This is a genomic window from Capnocytophaga periodontitidis, from assembly GCF_016126015.1.
Lineage (GTDB): Bacteria > Bacteroidota > Bacteroidia > Flavobacteriales > Flavobacteriaceae > Capnocytophaga > Capnocytophaga periodontitidis.
In genome coordinates this window covers 259,186-281,980 of sequence record NZ_JAEFDB010000001.1, presented here as the reverse complement: position 1 = coordinate 281,980, position 22,795 = coordinate 259,186, and the positions used below count along the sequence as shown (strand labels likewise).

Sequence of the window (22,795 nt, the reverse complement as noted above, 5' to 3'; positions counted from 1 at the left end):
GTTAAATTTGCTAATTTGCTAATTATCTCTTACCTTTGCGCGGTGATTTTAGATAAGCCGTTATGCAAATACCTAACACTTTCAATATCAATGTCAAAGCAAACATTTACCTCCCTATACACAGCGAAGAGGCTTTAGTTGAGGCTTTGCAACAACACAAAAATCCTTTTGTTTTAGGTGGAGGGAGCAATATGTTACTCACCCAAGATATCACACAACCTGTATTACATATTCTTCTAAAGGGTATTAGCATTGTAAAAGAAAATAATGATAATGTATGGATTAAAGCACAAGCAGGTGAAAACTGGCATCAGTTTGTGCAATATACTTTATCTCAAGGTTATGGTGGACTTGAAAACCTCTCACTCATCTATGGAAATGTAGGAACTACCCCAGTGCAAAATATTGGAGCTTATGGGGTTGAAATCAAAGATGTAATGGAGAGTTGCGAGGCTATGAATATTCACACTTTACAAAAGCGAAATTTTACCAACGCCGAATGTAGTTTTGGCTATCGTGAATCTATCTTCAAAGGAAAAGAAAAAGGCAATTACATTATCTCAGCAGTTACTTTCAAACTCACCAAACGCAATCATCTTTTGCATACCGAATATGGGGCTATCCAACAGCTACTCACAGAAAGAGGGCTCTCCTCCCCTACTCCTAAACAACTCTCGGAAATAGTAATAAGCATACGCCAAAGCAAACTGCCTAATCCTGATACATTAGGGAACTGTGGTAGTTTTTTCAAAAATCCTATCATTTCAAAAACTAATTACGAAGAATTAAAAATTCAATATCCAGATATTCCTTCTTACCCTATTGATGAAACACAAGTGAAAGTGCCTGCAGGTTGGTTGATAGATCGCGCAGGGCTCAAAGGATATAGAAAGGGAGATGCAGGAGTACACAACTTGCAAGCCTTAGTGCTTGTGAACTATGGAAAAGCTACTGGCAAAGAAATTTTAGCTGTAGCTCATTATGTACAAGCAACTGTACTTAAGCAATTTGGCATCACCTTAGAATTTGAAGTAAATATTTTCTAATGAATATATCAATTGTCATACCACTACTCAATGAACAAGAATCATTGCCCGAACTTTATCAGTGGCTACATAAAGTACTTACTGAACATAGTTATTCCTACGAAATTATTTTTGTAGATGACGGTAGTACTGATAATTCTTGGCAGGTAATTGAAGAATTATCAGCTAAAGATAGTAACATAAAGGGTATTCGCTTTTTGCGCAACTACGGTAAATCACAAGCGCTACACGCTGGCTTTAAACAAGCACAAGGAGATGTGGTGATTACTATGGATGCCGACCTGCAGGACAGTCCTGATGAGATTCCTGCTCTTTACAATATGATTACCCAAGGAGGATATGACCTCGTATCAGGCTGGAAGAAAAAGCGTTACGATTCAGTTTTAACAAAGAACTTACCTTCTAAACTTTTCAACTGGGCAGCACGTAAAACCTCAGGTCTCACACTTCACGATTTTAATTGTGGGCTTAAAGCCTACAAACAAGAGGTTGTAAAGAATGTTGAAGTATCAGGAGAGATGCATCGCTATATTCCCGTATTAGCAAAGAATGCGGGGTTCAATCGTATTACTGAGAAAGTAGTGCAACATCAAGCTCGCAAATATGGTGTTACGAAATTTGGTATGAGTAGGTTTATCAACGGATTTTTAGACCTTATCACTATTAGTTTCTTGTCGCATTTTGGCAAACGACCAATGCACTTTTTTGGAGCATTGGGGGTACTGATGTTCTTTATAGGTTTCTTATTCTCAGCTTACCTTGGAATTGATAAATTATTTATCAACCCTAATGGTCGCCTTATTGCTGATAGACCTCAGTTTTATCTTGCACTTACTACTATGCTTATTGGTACACAGTTATTTATTGCAGGTTTTTTAGGAGAAATCATCTTAAAGACTAAAAGTAATGAAGAGAGGTATAAAATTAGAGAAAAGACAAATAACAAATAACGAATGACAAATTACAAGTTACAAAAAAATAGTAAATATAAATAAACTTAAATAACATCAGAATGAATCATCAATTAAAAATATTCAATTCCTTAACAGGAGAAAAAGAAGTATTTGTACCCTTACACGAAAATAATGTAGGGATGTACGTATGTGGACCTACCGTATATAGTAACGTCCACTTAGGTAATGTGCGTACCTTTATGTCGTTTGATTTTGTGTATCGCACACTTAAATTTTTAGGCTACAAAGTGCGTTACGTACGTAATATCACAGATGCCGGTCACCTTACTGATGATGGCGATGTGAACAACGACCGTTTTGTGAAACAATCTCGTCTTGAAAAACTTGAGCCTATGGAAATTGTACAAAAATACACCGTTGATTTTCATAAAGTTTTGGAGATATTCAACTTACTGCCTCCTACTATTGAACCTACTGCTACAGGACATATTTTAGAACAAATACAACTTACCGAAAAACTACTGAAAGACGGCTTTGCTTACGAAAGCAATGGTTCTGTATACTTTGATGTACTTGAATACAACAAACGAGGGCTCAACTATGGAGAACTTTCTCGTCGTAATATAGAAGAACTCTTTGCCAATACTCGAGATTTAGATGGACAAGGAGAAAAACGCAATCCTCAGGACTTTGCGCTTTGGAAAAAAGCTTCTCCAGCTCATATTATGCGTTGGGCATCGCCTTGGGGGGATGGTTTTCCAGGTTGGCACTTAGAATGTACAGTGATGAGCACTAAATATCTTGGCAATCAGTTTGATATTCACGGAGGAGGTATGGATTTGAAGTTCCCACACCACGAATGTGAAATCGCACAAGGAAAAGCAGGACACGGAGAAAGTCCCGTTCGTTATTGGATGCACGCTAATATGCTCACTATGAATGGACAACGTATGAGTAAATCTACTGGTAATTATATATTGCCAATGCAACTCATCAGTGGGGAGAATACTTTCTTTGAAAAACCTTTTGCTCCTGCTGTGATACGCTTCTGCTTTATGCAAGCCCACTACCGTAGTGTGCTTGACATTTCTAATGAGGCAATGCTTGCTGCTGAAAAAGGCTTCTCAAGGCTTATGGAAGCTATAAAAACATTGAATGAAATGTCTACCGATTTAGAACATCCAGGACCTCTTTCATATGAAATTGATCAATGGAAACAAAAATGCTATGATGCCCTTTTAGACGATTTCAATTCACCTATTCTCATAGCTCATCTTTTTGAAATGGTAAAATGGATAAATAGTGATGAGAAAATTTCGATAGATGAACTCAACGAACTGAAAACTCTAATGAATGCTTTTGTTTTTGATGTTTTAGGTCTACAAAGTGAGCAACAAACTGCTAATAACAACGACAAACTCGATGGAGTGCTCCAATTGCTTATTAATATGCGAATGGAAGCTCGTGCTAATAAAGATTGGGCGCTTTCTGACAGGATTAGAGATGAACTCCTTGCAATGGGTATCCAACTCAAAGACGGTAAGGAAGGAACAAGTTACATTGTAAATTAAAAAGAATCTTTAAGCTAACTGCTATGTACAAGTTATTCATACGTCCGTTACTTTTTAGTCTCGACCCCGAGAAGGCACATCATTTTACTTTCAAATATTTGAAGTTGATACACAAAATACCTTTTGTACCCTCTCTCATTCGGGCTATCTATCAAGTAGAACATCCTTCTTTGCACCGAGAGGTTTTTGGATTACACTTCAAAAACCCTGTGGGATTAGCAGCTGGGCTCGACAAGGACGCTACTTTATACCAAGAGCTATCCAACTTAGGTTTTGGTTTTATAGAAATAGGCACCATCACCCCTAAACCACAACCAGGAAACCCTAAAAAACGACTTTTTCGCCTTATAGACGATCAAGGTATTATCAATCGTATGGGGTTTAATAATGAAGGAGTAGCAGCGGCTGTAGAGAGGCTTAAAAAAAACAAAGGTGTATTGATAGGAGGCAACATAGGGAAGAATAAAATTACTCCTAATGAGGAAGCTGTAAATGATTATCTCATTTGTTTTGAACAACTTTTTGATTATGTGGATTATTTTGTAGTGAATGTGAGCTCTCCCAATACTCCTAACCTACGTTCGTTACAAGAGAAAGAACCTCTTAAACAGCTACTAAATACCCTCCAAGATAAGAATTTAGCCAAAGAAACCCCCAAACCTATTCTCCTAAAAATTGCTCCAGATCTCACTGATGAACAGTTGTTAGACATCATAGAAATTGTAAAAGAAACACATATTGCTGGAGTAATTGCTACTAACACTACTATCAGCAGAGAAGGATTACACTCCGATAACAAGAAAGAAACTGGAGGGCTTAGTGGGAAACCACTTTGCAAACGTGCTACGGAAGTAATTCGCTTTTTGAGTAAAAAAAGTGGTAAAGCCTTTCCTATCATAGGTGTAGGAGGTATTTTTAGTGAAGAGGATGCTCTTGAAAAATTAGAAGCAGGAGCTTCATTAGTACAACTTTACACTGGATTTATCTACGAAGGAGCAGGACTTATAAAGCGCATTAATAAAAAACTTATAAAAAAGAACCACGCCTTATAATGGGGCGTGGTTTTAATTAAACAATTGTTGAAGTGTGTAGTGTTGCGGTTACACGAAAATTTTCTATTTATTTTTCAATAAATCTCTAATTTCAGCCAATAGTTCTTCTTGAGTAGGACCTGCAGGAGTTGCTGGGGCTTCTTCTTCTTTTTTCTTCAATTTGTTAATACCTTTTACAAGCATAAACAATACAAAAGCTACAAACATGAAATTGATCACAGCAGCAAGGAACTTACCATAAGCAACCCCATTCCAAATTAGTTTTTCTAATTCTTGAACTTGAGCAGCTTTAAGTGCTGGAGTCAATAACAAAGGAGTAATTACATCAGATACTAATGATGATACAATAGCACCAAAAGCAGCCCCAATGATAACCCCAATGGCTAAATCTACTACGTTGCCTTTTACTGCAAACTCTTTAAATTCTTTTAAAAATCCCATAATAATTCAATTTTTAAGTTAAAAAAAAGATTTGTTTTTATTTCGGGGGCAAAAATAATATTTTTTTCTGAAATACAAAAAAGAAAAGGGACGAATTTCACAACTGTCCCTTTTCATCACTAACTAAAAAACTCAATCACTATGATGGTTAAGTATAACTTTTTAAACTGTCATACTAAATATTTTGGTGTTAGGCATTTTGCGCTGCAAATGCAAATCGAAAGCCATACAGATATTTCTAATAAAAGGTTTTCCTGCATCAGGGACTTCTATATGATTGCCTGCTATATGCAGTAAACCATCGTTTTGCATCTCCTGTAAGTGTGTTATTACTTCGTTTATTTCAGGAAATTGAAGTGCCTCATCACTCCAAGAGGTCTCAAACTGACACATTAGATTAAGAATGTGACGCCTGATAATCAAATCTTCTTTATTGAGAATATGCCCTTTACAAACAGGAATTTCATTCTTTTCAAGACGTGCATAATAGTCGTCTAAATCTTTTTCATTCTGAGCAAAACCATACCAACTATCACTGATAGATGACATTCCTAAACCTATCATCACTTGAGTTTTAGAGGCGGTATACCCCATAAAATTACGATGTAATTGTTTGTTTTTGAATGCGTGATACATACTATCAGTAGGTAAAGCAAAGTGATCCATCCCTATTTCTATATAGCCTGCCTCAAGTAGATGCTGTTTACCCACTTCATACAATTGACGTTTCACTTCTCCTGTAGGTACATCTTCATCTTTAAAACCACGTTGCCCACTACCTTTTATCCAAGGTACATGTGCATAACTATAGAAAGCTATACGATCTGGACGAAGGGTATTACTCTTATCAATAGTAAAGAGTACATCGTCTAAGGTTTGAAACGGCAAACCAAAGATCAAATCGTGGCTTACAGAGGTATAGCCGATAGTTCTGGCTTGTTCGGTAACACGCTGTACATTTTCAAAAGGTTGAATGCGGTGGATGGCTTTTTGTACCTTAGGCGAATAATCTTGTACACCATAACTCACACGTTTAAAACCTAAATTGTAAAGTGTTTGTAAATGAGCTTCAGTGGTATTATTAGGATGCCCTTCAAAGCTAAACTCATAGTTTTTCACTCTATCAGCACGCTCAAAAATACCTTCTATCAATCGGTGTAATTGATAGGGTTGAAAAAAGGTAGGTGTACCACCTCCTAAATGTATCTCTTTAATACGAGGGCGTTCTTTCAAAAAATCAGTATACAATTGCCACTCTTTGAGTACTGCTTCTATATAAGGTATTTCCATTTCGTGACGTTTGGTAATACGCTTATGACAACCACAAAAAGTACAAAGACTCTCACAAAAAGGTAAATGAATGTAGAGACTAATACCTTCAGTACTATTACTCTCAGAATATGATTTGGATAAACTCTCTAACCATTTTTCAGTGGAAAAAGTACTACTATCCCAATAAGGGACAGTAGGGTAGCTAGTATAGCGAGGACCTGCTACATTGTATTTTTGAATAAGAGATATTGGCATTTTTGTACAAAAAACGAGGCAAAGGTATAAAAAAAAGTGAAAAATGAAAAATGAAAAATGAAAAATAAATAGCATCAACAATATAATCTTCTGAAAACCAATACTTCATATAGATTTTTGTATTTCTCCAAAGAAGTTTCCAAACTCTTTTTCATATAACTTTTCGTTTTTACACAAATCGCTGGCAGCATATTGCATTTTGGAAATAAATCCCGTACGACTGTCCATTTGGTAAAGTATTGATGCAATTCCTTCTATAGTTTGATATTTTTCTAACCAATGTTCTGCTATGATATATTTGCTCAATTTCTGTGCTTTTTCACTTAGCAAGTGTTGATATTTTTGTAAAGAGTTGTAAAAACGTTGGGCATATTGTTCTAAAGATATAGTAGAATATTCTTTCCAATGCTTAGCAAGGAAGTAATCGTAGTAAATATCTACTAAAACTCCTGCGTAATGGTTGTAAGTAGGCACCAATCGGTGTTTACTTTTCCGGAAAATGGCGTGTGCATCAGTGAAAGTATCTATTCTGCGATGTAATAAAATACCCCGTTGCATTGCTTCGGGGTATTGTAAGTATTCTTTGCCTCGTACAGTATCAGCGATAAAGTTGCCAATAGTGAGCAGTTCATCGCCTTCGCCCGAAAGGTAAATATGAGCCAAAAAATTCATTATAAATAATCTTTTACCTTAGAAAGTGCTTCGGCAATACCTTCAGTTTTTTTACCTCCTGCAGTTGCGAAGAATGGTTGACCACCTCCACCTCCGTGAATGTATTTACCTAATTCGCGTACTATTTTGCCAGCATCTAATCCTTTGGCTTGTGCCAATTCTTTATTGATATAGCATAACAAGAGTGCTTTGCCTTCTTCGTGAGCTGATGCAAAGAAAACAAAAGCATTTTTTACCTCATTACCCAACTCGAAAGCAAGGTCTTTTAGAGTTGCCACTTCTGCATCTACTTGTTTTACGAGACACTGAACACCATTTACTTCTGTAAATTCAGCTTTTAAACTTGCTTTAAGTTGCTTAGCTTGCTCTTTTTTCAACTGTTCAAGCTCTTTGTGTAAAGCTGCATTTTCTTCTTGCAAGTGCGTAATCGCTTTTACAGGGTCTTGGGCGTTTTTCAGCGTTTCTTTTATTTGTTCTACCAGCTGTTCTTGTTCTGTAAAATACTTCATAGCTCCTCCACGGGTAATCGCTTCAATACGGCGAATACCTGCTGCTACTGCACCTTCTGAGATGATTTTGAAATACCAAATATCGCCTGTGTTCTTTACGTGAGTTCCCCCACAAAGCTCTTTGCTATCACCAAACTGAATCATACGCACACGGTCACCGTACTTTTCACCAAAGAGTGCCATAGCTCCTGATTCCACAGCTTGTTGCATAGGAATATTACGATGCTCTTGCAAAGGAATTTTCTCAAAAATACGTTTGTTTACCAATTGTTCTACCTTTTTGAGCTCTTCCTCAGTAAGTTTAGCAAAGTGAGAGAAGTCGAAGCGCAAAGTTTCAGGAGATACACGAGAGCCCTTTTGTTCAACGTGTGTACCCAACACTTCTCGTAGAGCTTGGTGTAATAGGTGGGTAGCACTGTGGTTAGCTTCTGCCATTTCACGTGATATTGAATGTACTTCTGCTTTGAAAGGGTCGTTTAAATTAGTAGGCAGGTGTTCTGAAATGTGAATGATAAGGTTATTTTCTTTTTTGGTATCTAAAATATAGATAAGCTCACCGTTAGCACTTTGGAGTGTACCTTTATCGCCTATTTGTCCACCTCCTTCCGGATAGAAAGGAGTAGTGTTGAATACTAGCTGAAAATGAGTACCGTCTTTCTGACTTTCCACTCTGCGGTATTTCACCAATCGCACCACGGCCTCTAAGGTATCATAACCTATAAACTCCTCTTCATCGTCGTCGCGAAGTATCACCCAGTCGCCAGCTTTTATTTGAGCTGCTGCACGTGAACGCTCTTTTTGTTTTTGTAATTGTTCTTCAAAACTGGCTTCGTCCATAGTGAGCCCTTTCTCCGAAAGAATGAGCGCTGTCAAATCTTTGGGGAAGCCGTAAGTGTCGTATAATTCAAAGGCTTTACCGCCCGATAGTTGCTTGCCAGGACTATTTTGTATCATCACATCAAGCATCAACAAACCTTGTTCAAGAGTACGCAAGAAAGAAGCCTCTTCCTCTTTTATCACACTCATAATCAAGAATTGTTGTTTCTCTAATTCGGGGAAAGTAGCCCCCATTTGAGCGGCAAGGGTTTCTACTAATTTATAAATAAATGGTTCTTTTTGGTTTAAGAAAGTAAAACCATAACGAATAGCACGACGCAAGATACGACGAATTACATAACCCGCTCCGTTGTTAGACGGTAACTGACCATCGGCTATAGCAAAAGCTACTGCTCTAATATGGTCTGAAATTACACGAATTGCAATATTTACCTGTTCTTGCTCAGGAGTTACACGACCATTACTATTATAATGACTTTTGGTAATCTCTTCTACTTTGTGAATAAGTGGAGTAAAAACATCGGTATCGTAGTTTGATTGTTTGTTTTGGAGTACCATACAGAGGCGCTCAAAGCCCATCCCCGTATCTACATTGCGTGAAGGAAGTTTTTCAAGACTACCGTCAGCCTTGCGGTTGAACTCCATAAACACATTATTCCAAATCTCAATGACTTGAGGGTGGTCGTTATTCACCAAATCACGCCCTGCTACTTTAGCTTTTTCCTCATCGGAACGGATATCTACGTGAATTTCGGTGCAAGGTCCACAAGGTCCTTGGTCACCCATTTCCCAAAAGTTATCCTTCTTATTCCCAAGCAAGATATGATCTTCAGCAATGCGTTCTTTCCAAATATCGAATGCTTCTTGGTCAAAAGGTACACCATCTTCTTCACTGCCTTCAAAAACGGTTACATAGAGATTTTCTTTAGGAATTTTATATATTTCAGTAAGCAATTCCCAAGCCCAGCTAATAGCTTCTTTTTTAAAGTAATCGCCAAACGACCAGTTGCCGAGCATCTCAAACATTGTATGGTGATATGTATCGCGACCTACCTCTTCCAAATCGTTATGTTTGCCCGATACACGTAAACATTTTTGAGTATCGGCTACACGTTTATGTTTAGGTTTTGCATGTCCTAAGAAAAACTCTTTAAACTGGTTCATACCTGCGTTAGTAAACATCAAGGTAGGGTCATTTTTGATTACCATAGGAGCTGAAGGAACAATAGTATGTCCTTTGCTTTCAAAGAATTTTAGGAATTGTTCTCTTATTTCTTGCGAAGTCATATATTTTCGATTAACAGTTGATAATTAACTTTTTCAGGGCGCAAAAGTAACAATATTTTTTTCAATTAGCAAATTTGCTCATTTACTAATTATTCACTACTTTTGCCCTTATGATTCCAGAAAATATCCTACATACTTCTATAAGTCATCTACACGGGGTGGGCACTCAGCGAGCTGAACTCCTGAAAACGGAACTCGGCATTTATGAGTATCAAGATTTGTTGAACCTCTTCCCCAATAGGTATATCGATCGAACTAAGTTCTACAAAATCAATGAACTACAAAACAATAATACTGAGGTACAACTTGTGGGTAAAATAGTAAATCTACGTACTGTAGAGTCAGCTCATCAAAAAGGCACCCGCCTTGTCGCTACCTTTGTAGACGAGACAGGGACTATGGAACTCGTGTGGTTCAAAGGGCTAAAATGGTTGCGTGATTCTCTAAAAATCAACGAGCCTTATGTTATTTTTGGCAAGTTGAATTTCTTTGGAGGAACTTTTTCTATGCCTCACCCCGAAATGGATTTACTCAGCGAGTTCAAAAAAACAGGACATAGCAGTATTCAGCCCGTTTATCCATCTACTGAAAAATTAGCTAAACGCAACATTACCAATAGAGTAATGCGACAATTAGTACAAACCGTTTTCGAAGAAATAGGGTATAATTTTAGTGAGAATCTACCTGACACAATACTCACTACTATGAATCTCATTTCTAAACGAGAGGCAATGCGTAACATTCATTTTCCTACCAACCAATCCTTGCTTACCAAAGCCTCTATACGATTGAAATTTGAAGAACTCTTTTATATACAAGTACAATTAGTACTCAAAAATCTGTTACACAAACAAAAATTTCAAGGGCAGCCTTTCAAAAAAGTAGGTGATGCTTTTATGAACTTCTACAACCATCACCTCCCTTTTCCTCTCACCAATGCCCAAAAGCGAGTACTGAAAGAAATACGTGCTGATGTAGGCTCCAATGCCCAAATGAACCGTTTGTTACAAGGCGATGTTGGGTCTGGAAAAACAATTGTTGCTCTAATGACGATGCTTTTGGCAGTAGATAATCGTTGTCAAGCTTGTTTAATGGCTCCTACCGAAATTCTCGCTAACCAGCATTATCAAACTATTAGTGAGTTACTAAAAAACACTGGGGTAACCGTTGCTCTACTCACGGGCTCCTCTAAAACAAAAGAACGCAGAATATTAGATGAACAATTACAATCTGGAGAACTTTCTATTCTCATAGGCACTCACGCTCTATTAGAAGAGAAGGTACAATTTCAGAATTTAGGACTTGCCATTATTGATGAACAACACCGTTTTGGGGTAGAACAAAGAGCAAAACTATGGCGTAAAAACACTATCCCTCCTCATATTTTGGTAATGACAGCTACTCCCATTCCACGTACTTTAGCAATGAGTGTGTATGGCGATTTAGATGTATCGGTTATTGATGAACTTCCTCCTGGGCGTAAACCTATCAAAACCTTACACCAATATGAAAACCGACGTGCAGAGACTTATGAATTTATCAAAAGAGAAATAGATAAAGGTAGGCAAGCTTATGTGGTATATCCTCTCATAGAAGAATCAGAAGCTTTAGATTTTAAAAATCTTACTGAAGGTTATGAGTATATCACAGCAAGTTTTCCATTACCCAAATACAAAGTATCGATTGTGCACGGGAAACTTAAACCCGCTGAAAAAGATGCTGAAATGGAGCGTTTCCTGCGCAATGAAACACAAATAATGGTAGCTACCACCGTAATAGAAGTAGGAGTAAATGTACCTAATGCTTCAGTAATGGTAATTGAAAGTGCTGAACGTTTTGGTCTTTCACAACTACACCAATTGCGTGGACGCGTAGGGCGTGGTAGTGAACAAAGTTATTGCATATTGCTCACAGGCAACAAAATGAGTAACGAAACTCGCATCCGTATGGAAACAATGGTACGCACTAATGATGGCTTCGAAATTGCTGAAGTAGACCTTAAACTGCGAGGTCCTGGTGACTTGATGGGTACTCAACAAAGTGGAGTACTTGCCTTAAAAATAGCCGATCTCGTGAAAGACCAAGATATACTAAAAGCTGCTCGCTTTCAAGCTATCGACCTACTCAAAGCCGACCCTAATTTAGAATTACCTCAAAACCAACGGATTGCTTATACTCTTAATCAGTTACAACGACACAAGAATTTATGGACATATATTTCGTAATTCTACAAAATATATGAAAATATTCAGCATAAAAGAAACTATTGATAACTAATTTGAAGCACTAAAGATATTTTGAAATAGTTTACCTTATTAAAAAGAAAATGAACAAAATAAAAATTTGGATAGGTACTTTTGAAGGTACTAATGAGGAGTTTCAATCTTATTTTGATGAAGATAATAACTGCCTTTTTTGTAAAGATATTAACGAAGAAGAATATGACCCCGACTTTATAGGTATCATTCCTTTATTTGATAGTGTTTTAGATGTAGAATTCTTAACAAAAGAAACACCTTTAGGATCTAAAAGTAGAGCTTTATTGGTAGAAAAATGTAAAGAAATGGGTATTTATCAAGGGAATGTTGTTTTTTTCTATTCAGGAGATACTCGCGATATTGTAGAAGGTGAAATTTTTAACCAATTGGTATATGTAGGACAGTATGATTTGTAATAAGAAACCTATTAAAATAGAAGAAATTACAAGAGGAAATATTATAGTATCTTACAAAGATAATTACTATAAAATTTTAGGAGAAGGGTTGTTGTTATCAGCAAAAAACATTTACAGTTATGTTATTTATCACAATTCAATAGATAATACCCTCTCTTATATAGAACAAGAAGAAATATTACAAGCTATTATAGAAGTGATTTAAACTTTTAAAAAATTTGAGTAATCCAAATATTTTATGTAATATTGTGGTGAAAATCAAAAATATAACACATATATGGATTACTCGTTTGCAAAGATAGACAAAAATGATTTCACGACCAAATTTTTACCTTACATCCCTACTAATAAAAGAGGCTTTACATCTAAATTTAACATGTATGACATCTTTAGGTGTATTGTTCACAAAGCAAAAACAGGATGTCAATGGGAACACTTATTTGTTGATTTAGAGTGCGTTAAATATCCTTTTTCATGGCAAACTGTTTATTATTATCACTCAAAATGGATAAAAGCAGGAGTTTATGAAAAGGCTTTTTTTGCCATTCTGATAGAATATCAATTGCTATTGGACACTGAGAAATTGAACCTCGACGGCACTCATACATTAGTGAAAAAGGCAGCTGAGAGTGCTAAATACCAACATCGCAAGAAAGGAAGAACTTCTAATGTTCTTGTTCTGACTGATGGGCGAGGATACCCTATAGGAATAGGAGATATTATTAGTGGAAATCATAATGATCTATATGATATAATAGGTCAATTTTCTAAGATAATGAATCAAATAAAAAAATGTGGTATTTGTGTAGAAAATAGCTATCTAAATGCTGACAAAGGATTGATTGTAAGAAACTTAGAAGAGCTATTCATCGTAGAAAGATGTTTCCTAATATCAAAGAGAATCCTAGAAATCGCAAAGGAAATAAACGAGGTAAAAAGCGTTTTTTTGATGAAAAGGTTTACAAAAAAAGATTTGTAAATGAACGTTCTTTCGCCTGGATTGATAGTTTTAGAACTCTACTCATTCGATTTGATGTATTAGATTCTCATTGGTTAAATTGGCATTATCTTGCCTTTGCATTGGTCTTACTAAAAGTTTAAATGAGTTTATAGATTATTTTTCTTACAAAGGACAAAAAATAACAGTTGAATAGTGTAATGAATGTAGATAAATATACACCATTTAAAGACTTTGGTTTCTATCTAATAGTAGCCCTCTTATTATTGCTCACCAGTTATATAACACTCTTTCCTTATCTGCTACAATATGAGGAAAGTAAACATCCTTCCGAAAGAGCTATACTGAGCAACACTATTTTTGAGGTAGTTTTTTTCTCTTATAACTTCTTGGTAAAGATTACTATTTATGCTCTACCATTAGCTTTTACCATCTCTTTGTTTTCAATAGCAACACTACTATCAATCTTAGCAAATCTGATAAAATATGTATATCATAAAAACAACTGATTTCTTTACAGATAAAGGCATAAATAAAGACTTATATGATAAAACTCTTGTTCAAACTATAGCCGATGTGTGGTCTGAAAACCAAAAAATTTTAGCTATCTACAATACTCATTACAAAATAGAGTTTAGCTTTACTGAAAACAACACACTTCGTTATGTAATGATTGAAGAAATAACTCCTCAAGAGCAAAAACAGCCCTTTCAATGTGAATTTATTGACGATATGGATATTTTTAAAAAGAGTTTAAACGATATTAAAACACTTTTTAAACGAACTACTACTGATAACAACATTACTATAGACAAAGTCCTTATCCATTTTGAAGATGAAAAAGTAGATAGTTTGTACTACTTTCCTTATTCTGCAAGTATAACAAACACTGAATTTAGAACAACAAATGCACCACAGTAGGAGCTAATACAGCTGTAAAAATACCATTGAATATCATCCCTAAACTCGCGTATACAGCATATTTTTCACTGAGGTTAAACGCTGCCATTATACCCAGCGCGTGAGAAGCTGTACCTAAAGAAATTCCTTTTGCCATCGGACTCTTGATACGAAACCAATTGAGAAAAGTAATTCCAAAAATATTCCCTAAAAAGCCCGTAGTCATCACTGCCATTACGGTGATAGGTTCAATGCCGTGAAGTACACGCGATACTTCTAATGCAATAGGGGTTGTTACCGATTTTGGTGCTAAAGAAATAGCAATATCATTGGATAGTCCTAACCATTTAGCTGTTAAACATACTGTTATAATCCCCACTAAACTACCTGCAAACTGAGAGACTACTAACGGGATAAGTTGTTTTCTTATCTTAGAAAGTTGAAGATAAAGAGGTACCCCTAAGGCTACAATAGAAGGTTTGAGCCAAAAATCAATATACTGTCCAGCTTCTTCATATTTTTCGGGAGATATTTTAAAGATGATAAGATATGAAACTAATACTAAAACAGTAATGAGTACAGGGTTTAAGAATACTGAATTATATTTTTTTTGTAATAGCAATACCCCATAATAAAGGATAAAGGTAATACCTAATAAAACTACTTGATTTTCTGCGAGTGCTTTCATTTTATTTAAGACGTTTACGGAAAAATTGATATACGTGACCTGTAACTACAATCACCACTATAGTACTGATAATAATAGAAATAAAAATAGCTAAAAAGTTTTCACCTATCTGCTTGAAATAAGCCATAATACCTATGCTAGGAGGAACAAAAAAGAGACCTAAATTAGAAATTAGCAAATCGGAGAGAGCTTTAATCGATTGCAGTTTTATCCATCCGAGTTGTAAAAATAAGGTAAGAAAAAGCATTCCGATGATACTAGAAGGAAAAGGAATATGTGTAAGGGCTACAATCAATTCACCTATACCCAAACAGCCAAAAATAATAGCAAAATAACGTATTAACATAACTTGTTTCCATTAAAAAACGGTGGCAAAATTACAACTTCTTTTTTTAATGTGAATAAAAAAATGTAAAAAATTTGCATTATATACATTTTTATTACTACATTTGCAAGATTTTAAAAAGTGACTTATGAGCAATAACTACGACAAACCCCTTTTTTTAGAACAAGCTAACAACAGTTTAGCTGAAAGAGGAAGCGATCAATCTCTTCCTGCTTATGGACTCCCTGATGACGACAAGCCTAAAGGAGGCGGTGTTTTATCAAAAATACTCATCGCTATATTGGCTATTGCAACTGGTGGTTTAGGATATTACACCTATTCTCTCAATAAAGATAGACAAATTACTGAAAATGAGCTCACCTCACAAAAAAAACAAGTGATGAGTGATTTAAAATTACTGAGAGATAGCTACGACAAAGTTGTAATTGAAAACAAAGATGTAAAAGAAGATTTATTGCAAGCGCGCAATAAAATTGACCAATACATCGACTCTTTACAAAATATGAAAGTGAGTATCTCTTCTTTAGCTCGCTTCAAAAATCAAGCTTTCACTTTAGCTAAAGAACGCGACCTTTTGATAAGAAAGAATGACTCTTTAATGCGTGTGAACTCGGCTATCAAAAAAGATTTGGATAGTGTAAGCGTGAAATTAGATTTAGCAAGTGCTAAAGTAGACTCTCTCGCTCGTCAAACTAATCAACTTAAAAAGGTAGTGGAAACAGGGTCTGCTTTGCAAATTGGCAAACTCATTGCTGAAGCAGTGAAAGGCTCTAAAAACAAAACTACTGATAGAGGTAGAGCTGCCGATAAACTGAAAATATGCTTTACTGTAGGTGCTAATAAAATTGCTAAATCGGGATCAAGATACTTCTACATACAAGTAAATTCACCCTCTGGAACTATTTTAGGTAGCAATGAGAGTTTCTCTTCTGGATCAGAAAGTGTGAACTATAGCACTGCTACTCACTTTATTTACGACAACAAAAGTGTAGATATTTGTGACTTTATTGCCAAAGTAGGTAAAGAGTTTGAAAAAGGTACTTATAAAGTAACTGTTTACGACGATAAACTCAACCAAGTAGGTACTACCGATTTACTTCTGAAATAATACAACCTTTTATAAATTATGAAAACTATTAGTTTCTTTATATCATTACTAATTGGATTATTTCTTTATGCACAACCTCAAGATGTTTCAGTAGTGTTTCACGAACCTGCTAAACATTTTACCGAAAGTTTACCTATTGGCAACGGGCGCTTAGGAGCTATGCTTTTTGGCAAAACTGATACTGATAGAATTGTACTCAATGAAATCTCACTCTGGTCTGGAGGAACACAGGATGCTGATGCTCCTGATGCTCATATACATCTAAAAACCATACAACAATTGCTATTAGACGGTAAAAATTTAGAAGCTCAATCCCTTTTGCAAAAACACTTTATCGCTAAAGGAAAAGGTTCTTGTAACGGTAATGGGGCAAATGGCAACTATGGTTGTTACCAAATATTAGGCGAGTTACAATTAGATTGGAAAACTAACCTCCCTATAAAAAACTATCAACGCATTCTTCGTTTAGACCAAGCTACTGCTTTTACTTCATTCAAACGGGGTGATAACCATATTCAACAAATTGCTTTTGCTGATTTTAAAAATGACCTTATCTGGATAAGAATTACAGCTTCTCAGCCCTTAGATATGGATATTTCTCTACATCGCAAAGAGAATGCTACAACATCTTATAAATCAAATAAAATCATACTCTCAGGTGCCCTCCCTAATAATGATATACAAGGAATGCAATTTGCTTCAGTAATAGATATTCAAACAGATGGAAATCTTCAAAATACAGTCTCTGCTACCTCTGTACAAAAAGCCAAAGAAATAGTATTTAAAATAAGTGCTGCAACCAATTATGATTTTACTAAAGGAGGGCTTACACAAGATGATGTACTACAAAAAGCTAATAATTATCTACAAAAAACAACCATTCCTTTTGATAATGCTATTATAGAAAGCCAAAAGGCTTATCAAGTACTTTTTAATCGTAATCGCTGGTATAGTGATGCTAATACTGACACAAGCTCCTTTAGCACTTTTGAGCGATTACAGCGATTTTACAAAGGTAAAAAAGATGCTTTACTACCTATATTGTATTACAATTTTGGTAGATATTTACTCATCTCTTCCTCTCGTGAAGGTCTCTTACCCGCTAATTTACAAGGCTTATGGGCTGAAGAGTACCAAACCCCTTGGAATGGCGATTACCATTTGAATATCAATCTACAAATGAACTATTGGTTAGCTGAAAGCACAAATCTTTCTGAACTCACAACACCTTTACATCAGTTTACTAAAAACTTAGTTGCTAACGGACGCAAAACTGCAAAAGCTTATTACGATGCTAAGGGCTGGGTGGCACACGTGATTAGCAACCCTTGGTTTTACACCTCCCCAGGTGAATCGGCTGAATGGGGATCTACACTTACCGGAGGTGCATGGCTATGTGAGTACATCTGGCAACATTACCTCTACACCCTCAACACTGATTTTTTAAAAGAATATTATCCCGTACTAAAAGAAGCAGCCGATTTTTTCCAAAGTTTGTTAATCAAAGATTCTAAAACAGGCTACTGGGTAACAGCTCCCTCTAACTCACCCGAAAATGCCTATATAATGCCCCAGCTAAAAGATAGCAAAAAGCAAATAGGTAACACTTGTATTGCCCCTACTATGGATATGCAAATAGTGCGAGAACTCTTTAGTAACACTCTACAAGCTGCCAAAATATTAGGTGTTGATAGTGATCTTTACTCTCAATGGCAAGAAATAATAACACATACTGTCCCTAATCGCATCGGTAGAAAAGGAGACCTCAACGAATGGTTAGATGATTGGAAAGACGCTGAACCCCAACATCGCCACGTATCACATCTCTATGGACTATACCCTTACGACGAGATTACCCCTTGGGATACACCAGCTTTAGCTAAAGCTGCTAAAAAAACACTCAAAATGCGAGGAGATGGAGGTACTGGTTGGTCACGTGCGTGGAAGATAAATTTCTGGGCGCGATTACAGGACGGCAATCACGCTCTAGTGTTATTACGACAATTGTTACATCCTGTAGATCCCAATAGTACCAGCGGACAAAATGGAGGTACTTACCCTAATCTCTTTTGTGCTCACCCTCCTTTTCAAATAGATGGCAATTTAGGAGGAGCAGCGGGTATTGCTGAGATGCTTTTGCAAAGTCACGGAAAGAATTATACCATTCGCTTTTTGCCAGCACTCCCGTCCCACCCCGATTGGGAAAAAGGTACTGTGGAAGGAATGAAAGCTCGCAATGGTTTTGAAGTGAGTTTTAATTGGAAAAAACACCGCTTAAAAACAGCTACTATCACCTCTCTCTATGGCGCTGATTGCAGTGTTTTACTTCCTGCAGGTAAAAGCATTTACTACAAACAAACTTTATTAATCCCCTCTAAAAAGAAATCACAAGTAGTAAGTTTCCCTACTGAAAAAGGAGCTACTTATAGTATTCTATAAAGCAAAAAGGCTGTACAGCAATCCGCTATACAACCTTTTTTGCAAACAAATTAATATGTTATGCTTCGCAACTACTACAGTTCACAAAGTTCATTATCATCTCTTTAGCTACTGATTGACTGCGTTGGTAGTACAAGCTTTTTACTCCTAACTTCCACGCTTCTATCATCACTTTATTCACATCTTTGATAGGCATCACCGATGGAATATTTAAGTTCAAACTCTGTGTTTGATCTATATACGCTTGGCGTTGTGCAGCCTGCGATATAATTTCCATAGGAGATATTTCTTTAAAAGTTTTAAACACATTCTTCTCTTGTTGTGTAAGTTCTTGCAAGTGTTGTACCGAACCATTATTCAAACGAATGGAACGCCATACATCCTCGTTGTTAAGTCCTTTTTCTTCTAACAGTTGAGTGAGGTATTTGTTTTTGCGCATAAAGTTTCCTTTGGAAAGACCTACCTTATAGTAATTACTTGAATAAGGTTCAATACCAGGGGAAACTTGCCCTAAAATAGCCGAACTAGAAGTGGTAGGAGCAATTGCCATAGTAGTGGTATTACGTCTGCCATAACCTTTTAGCACTTCAGGTTCTCCGTAAATATGCGCCAATTCTTTAGTTGCTTTTTCTGCTTCCTCACGAATATATTTAAAAGCACGCGCATTGAATTGAGTAGCTTCAAAACTTTCAAAAGGTATCATATTGCGTTGCAAATATGAGTGATAACCTAATACTCCTAAGCCTAAAGCACGGTGGCGAATAGCAAAGTTGCGCGCTGCCTGCAAATAGTAATTCCCTTTTGTTTTCTCTATAAATTCTGAAAGTACAGCGTCTAAGAAGAAAACTGCCAATTTCACTGCTTTAGTATCTTTCCACTCATCAAAAAGTTCTAAGTTCATTGATGAAAGACAACAGATAAATGATTCATCTTCACTTGAAGGCAGCATAATCTCACTACACAAATTACTTGAGCGGATAATCATATCTTTATCTTTGTACACCTGAGGGCGATTGCGATTAGCATTATCTGTAAAGATAATATAAGGCAAACCTTTTTGTTGGCGAGATTCTAATACCCGAGCCCACAAACGGCGTTTTTCTACATCTCCATCTATCATCTCCTGCATCCAATAATCAGGTACGCAAATCCCGAAGAAAAGGTTTTGAATAGGGAACTCTACATCTTTAATCTGCAAAAACTCTTCAGCATCGGGGTGGTCGATATCGAGATAAGCCGCAAAAGCACCGCGTCTTACCCCTCCTTGTGACACCACATCCATAGCCGAGTCGAACAATTTCATAAAACTCACTGCTCCGCTTGATTTACCATTATCGGTAACTGCCGAACCGCGACTGCGCAATTCACCAAAATAACCAGAAGTCCCCCCTCCTATTTTGGTTTGCATAATCACCTCGCCGAGTTTGTGAGTAATTCCCTCAATGCTATCAGGCACGTGCACATTGAAACACGAAATAGGTAAGCCGCGCTCAGTACCCATATTTGCCCAAATAGGAGATGAGAAACTAATCCAACCTTTGGTGATCATCTCTTTAAAAGCTGGTTGTAATTCAGGTTTGTACAAACGTTGTGCAGCGGCGCGTGTGATACGATCTATTGCTCCCTCCACACTCTCACCTTTTAATAAATAGCCTCTATTGAGGATTTGTTCAGACTCTTCGTTGAGCCACCAAATATCTTTTTCTTCGTTCATAACTTTTTATTTTCGGGCTGCAAAGTAACGGCTTTCTATTCGATTTTCACACCCTCTAACGAATAAGTTATTAACAAAGTTTTCAACAATCCATAAAAATCAGTGATTTTGAGTTGGGTATTTCAATTGAATGCTATACCTTTGCAGTCTCATTCTCACAAATATGAAAATAATCACTCTTACCACCGATTTTGGATTGCACGATTATTCAGTTGCTGCTGTGAAGGGCGCTCTCTACAGCAAGTGCCCTGATGCCACTATTGTAGATATTTCTCATTTCATCTCTCCTTTCAACATCTTAGAAACTTTTTATATCCTCCAAAATAGTTACATACACTTCCCTGAGGGCAGTATTCACATCATAGGGGTAGATACTGAACGTTCTGTTTCAAAAAAACACCTATTAATGTCACTCAACGGGCATTACTTTATAGGTGCTGATAATGGCATTTTCCACCTCCTTTCTGAAAATTATACTAATGTAGCATTGTATGAGTTTAATACCCAACCTCCTACCCCTCTTTTTTCTACACTTTATAGTTTTACTTCAATAGCCGAACAAATTTGCAAAAACACTCCTCTTAACCAAATAGGTACTCCTATTGAAAAGTGTAATCCTGTATCATATTTCAGGCCAGAAGTATCTACCGATGAAGCTTTCATTCACGGAATAATTATCTATATAGATCATTATGGTAATGCTGTGAGTAATATTTCGCGTTCTCTTTTTGAGGAAACAAGAAAAGGACGCAAATTTGAAGTTATATTCAACTTGTATTCTTTTAAAAAAGTATACAACAGCTACAGCGAAATGAACGATGATGGCAATATGATGATTCTCTTCAACGAATTGAATTTTCTACAATGTAGTATTTACAAAAGCGATACTCGTTCAGTAGGAGGAGCATCTTCTTTATTAGGTATCAATTGCCTTGATAGAGTAATTGTTCAATTCAAATAAAAAATATTTTTGGAAACTTTTTTTGTTTATTAAGTTTTTTATCGTACCTTTGCCCCCGATTTAGAACACTTAATATATTATTGTAAGAAAAATGAAAAAAGTAATTACTATAGTTGTAATAGTAGCCCTTATGGGATTAATGGCTTTCCGCCTATATTCTAACAAGCAAAAGAATGCTGAAGAAGTGGCTATCGTTGCCCAAAAAGAAGCCCAAGTAGCCGTACGTGCTGCCAAAGTAACAGAAGAAAAAGTAGCCGACCTTTTTACGGCTAACGGTACTTTTGTAGCGGAACAAGACCTGAATGTATCTTCAGAAGTAGGAGGACAAGTCATAAAAATTTATGTAAAAGAGGGTGATTTTGTGAGAGCAGGACAAGTATTGGCACAAACAAAAGCTGACAGAACTAATGTGCAGTTAGACAACGCTAAAGCAGCACTCGAAACAGCAAAATCGGACTTGAAACGCTTTGAAAGTGCTTTCCAAACGGGAGGTGTTACTGCTCAACAATTAGAGCAAGCGCGCTTGCAACTCAAAAATGCTCAAGCTAATTACAACTCAGCTGCTATTGCCTCAGGAGATACTGCAATCCGCAGTAAAATCAACGGGATTGTAACCAGCAAAGAAGTAGAAGAAGGAACGCTTGTAGCAGCAGGACAAACCCTCTTCAACGTGGTAAATATTGACAATCTGAAATTGAAAATTACGGTAGACGAAAATCAAGTAGGAGAACTAAAAGTGGGGGATGTTGTTAAAATTAAACCCAGCACTTCTTCTGAATTAGTAGAGGGAAAAATTACTTTTATTGCTCCCAAATCTAACAGTGCTCTCAAATTTCCTGTAGAAATATTAGTAGCTAACAAAGATAAAAAGCTAAAAGCGGGAATGTATGCGACTGCACAGTTTGGCAGTGGTAATGATGAGGTTACAGCTCTTGTGGTACCTCATTCTGCTTTCGTGGGTAGTATTAGCCAAAACAAAATTTTCAAAATTGTAAACAACAAAGCTGAAATGGTAAACGTGAAAAGTGGTCGTAACTTTGGCGATAAGGTAGAAATCATCAGCGGACTTACTGTTGGTGAAGAAGTGATTACCAGTGGACAAATTAATATAGATAACGGAACACCTGTGAAAATAGTAGAGTAACTTACTA

General features: G+C 36.4%; 20 protein-coding genes. 13 read left to right on the top strand and 7 right to left on the bottom strand.

The window, feature by feature from the left end:
* The first annotated feature begins 62 nt into the window (after positions 1-62).
* From murB to I7X29_RS01300, 4 genes are all read left to right on the top strand, one after another.
* Complete coding sequence (gene murB / locus I7X29_RS01315) at positions 63-1,046, top strand: UDP-N-acetylmuramate dehydrogenase (protein ID WP_198472536.1); 984 nt, start codon at positions 63-65, stop codon at positions 1,044-1,046.
* Positions 1,046-1,996, top strand: a complete 951-nt coding sequence (locus I7X29_RS01310; protein ID WP_009412103.1) for a glycosyltransferase family 2 protein — start codon at positions 1,046-1,048, stop codon at positions 1,994-1,996. Before murB ends, I7X29_RS01310 begins: the two co-directional genes overlap by 1 nt.
* Before the next feature lie 62 nt (positions 1,997-2,058).
* Entirely contained in the window at positions 2,059-3,531 is a 1,473-nt protein-coding gene (gene cysS / locus I7X29_RS01305; RefSeq protein WP_198467060.1) for a cysteine--tRNA ligase, read from the top strand.
* Positions 3,532-3,554: 23 nt separating this feature from the next.
* Positions 3,555-4,583 carry a quinone-dependent dihydroorotate dehydrogenase gene (locus tag I7X29_RS01300; RefSeq protein WP_198467061.1) on the top strand — a complete coding sequence of 343 codons (1,029 nt, stop codon included), beginning with the start codon at positions 3,555-3,557 and terminating at the stop codon, positions 4,581-4,583.
* A 63-nt stretch (positions 4,584-4,646) separates the two neighbouring features.
* On the opposite strand, the gene mscL is transcribed toward I7X29_RS01300, so the two are convergent.
* The 4 genes from mscL to alaS all read right to left on the bottom strand — a co-directional run bounded on the left by mscL (position 4,647) and on the right by alaS (position 9,856).
* Positions 4,647-5,024, bottom strand: a complete 378-nt coding sequence (mscL, locus tag I7X29_RS01295; RefSeq protein WP_198467062.1) for a large conductance mechanosensitive channel protein MscL — start codon at positions 5,022-5,024, stop codon at positions 4,647-4,649.
* A gap of 162 nt (positions 5,025-5,186) precedes the next feature.
* Entirely contained in the window at positions 5,187-6,551 is a 1,365-nt protein-coding gene (gene hemN, locus I7X29_RS01290; RefSeq protein ID WP_198467063.1) for an oxygen-independent coproporphyrinogen III oxidase, read from the bottom strand.
* Positions 6,552-6,656: 105 nt separating this feature from the next.
* Positions 6,657-7,223, bottom strand: a complete 567-nt coding sequence (locus tag I7X29_RS01285; RefSeq protein WP_198467064.1) for an acyl carrier protein phosphodiesterase — start codon at positions 7,221-7,223, stop codon at positions 6,657-6,659.
* Positions 7,223-9,856 (bottom strand): alanine--tRNA ligase, encoded by a 2,634-nt coding sequence (alaS, locus tag I7X29_RS01280; protein ID WP_198467065.1) that lies wholly within the window; start codon positions 9,854-9,856, stop codon positions 7,223-7,225. Before alaS ends, I7X29_RS01285 begins: the two co-directional genes overlap by 1 nt.
* A 110-nt stretch (positions 9,857-9,966) precedes the next feature.
* Here alaS and recG point away from each other — a divergent pair, with 110 nt between their 5' ends.
* The 5 genes from recG (at position 9,967) to I7X29_RS01250 (ending at position 14,409) form a co-directional block, all read left to right on the top strand.
* Positions 9,967-12,081 carry an ATP-dependent DNA helicase RecG gene (gene recG, locus I7X29_RS01275; protein ID WP_198467066.1) on the top strand — a complete coding sequence of 705 codons (2,115 nt, stop codon included), beginning with the start codon at positions 9,967-9,969 and terminating at the stop codon, positions 12,079-12,081.
* A 101-nt stretch (positions 12,082-12,182) separates the two neighbouring features.
* Complete coding sequence (locus I7X29_RS01270) at positions 12,183-12,530, top strand: immunity 22 family protein (RefSeq protein WP_198467067.1); 348 nt, start codon at positions 12,183-12,185, stop codon at positions 12,528-12,530.
* Positions 12,531-12,807: 277 nt separating this feature from the next.
* Positions 12,808-13,509 carry a transposase gene (locus I7X29_RS01265; RefSeq protein WP_198472535.1) on the top strand — a complete coding sequence of 234 codons (702 nt, stop codon included), beginning with the start codon at positions 12,808-12,810 and terminating at the stop codon, positions 13,507-13,509.
* A gap of 179 nt (positions 13,510-13,688) precedes the next feature.
* Entirely contained in the window at positions 13,689-13,997 is a 309-nt protein-coding gene (locus tag I7X29_RS01255) for a hypothetical protein (RefSeq protein ID WP_198466425.1), read from the top strand.
* Entirely contained in the window at positions 13,975-14,409 is a 435-nt protein-coding gene (locus tag I7X29_RS01250) for a hypothetical protein (RefSeq protein WP_198466426.1), read from the top strand. Before I7X29_RS01255 ends, I7X29_RS01250 begins: the two co-directional genes overlap by 23 nt.
* On the opposite strand, the gene I7X29_RS01245 is transcribed toward I7X29_RS01250, so the two are convergent.
* Both I7X29_RS01245 and I7X29_RS01240 read right to left on the bottom strand, forming a co-directional pair.
* Positions 14,384-15,076, bottom strand: coding sequence for an LrgB family protein (locus I7X29_RS01245; protein ID WP_009412115.1), 693 nt, complete (start codon positions 15,074-15,076; stop codon positions 14,384-14,386). The two genes, I7X29_RS01250 and I7X29_RS01245, sit on opposite strands and share 26 nt — an antisense overlap.
* A gap of 1 nt (position 15,077) precedes the next feature.
* Positions 15,078-15,422, bottom strand: a complete 345-nt coding sequence (locus I7X29_RS01240; RefSeq protein WP_009412116.1) for a CidA/LrgA family protein — start codon at positions 15,420-15,422, stop codon at positions 15,078-15,080.
* Between the two features lie 127 nt (positions 15,423-15,549).
* Here I7X29_RS01240 and I7X29_RS01235 point away from each other — a divergent pair, with 127 nt between their 5' ends.
* Together I7X29_RS01235 and I7X29_RS01230 are read left to right on the top strand one after the other, a co-directional pair.
* Entirely contained in the window at positions 15,550-16,530 is a 981-nt protein-coding gene (locus I7X29_RS01235; RefSeq protein WP_009412117.1) for a hypothetical protein, read from the top strand.
* A gap of 18 nt (positions 16,531-16,548) precedes the next feature.
* Positions 16,549-18,969, top strand: coding sequence for a glycoside hydrolase family 95 protein (locus I7X29_RS01230; protein ID WP_198466427.1), 2,421 nt, complete (start codon positions 16,549-16,551; stop codon positions 18,967-18,969).
* A 58-nt stretch (positions 18,970-19,027) separates the two neighbouring features.
* Here I7X29_RS01230 and I7X29_RS01225 read toward each other — a convergent pair whose 3' ends face one another.
* A complete protein-coding gene (locus I7X29_RS01225; protein WP_002681210.1) occupies positions 19,028-20,683 on the bottom strand; it encodes a ribonucleoside-diphosphate reductase subunit alpha in 1,656 nt (551 codons plus the stop codon).
* Between the two features lie 163 nt (positions 20,684-20,846).
* Here I7X29_RS01225 and I7X29_RS01220 point away from each other — a divergent pair, with 163 nt between their 5' ends.
* Positions 20,847-21,644: an SAM hydrolase/SAM-dependent halogenase family protein gene (locus tag I7X29_RS01220; protein ID WP_009412119.1), complete on the top strand. Its 798-nt coding sequence runs from the start codon at positions 20,847-20,849 to the stop codon at positions 21,642-21,644.
* Positions 21,645-21,735: 91 nt separating this feature from the next.
* The gene (locus I7X29_RS01215) at positions 21,736-22,788 is read left to right on the top strand and encodes an efflux RND transporter periplasmic adaptor subunit (RefSeq protein WP_198472533.1); all 1,053 of its coding nucleotides are present in this window, start codon (positions 21,736-21,738) and stop codon (positions 22,786-22,788) included.
* Positions 22,789-22,795: the final 7 nt, after the last annotated feature.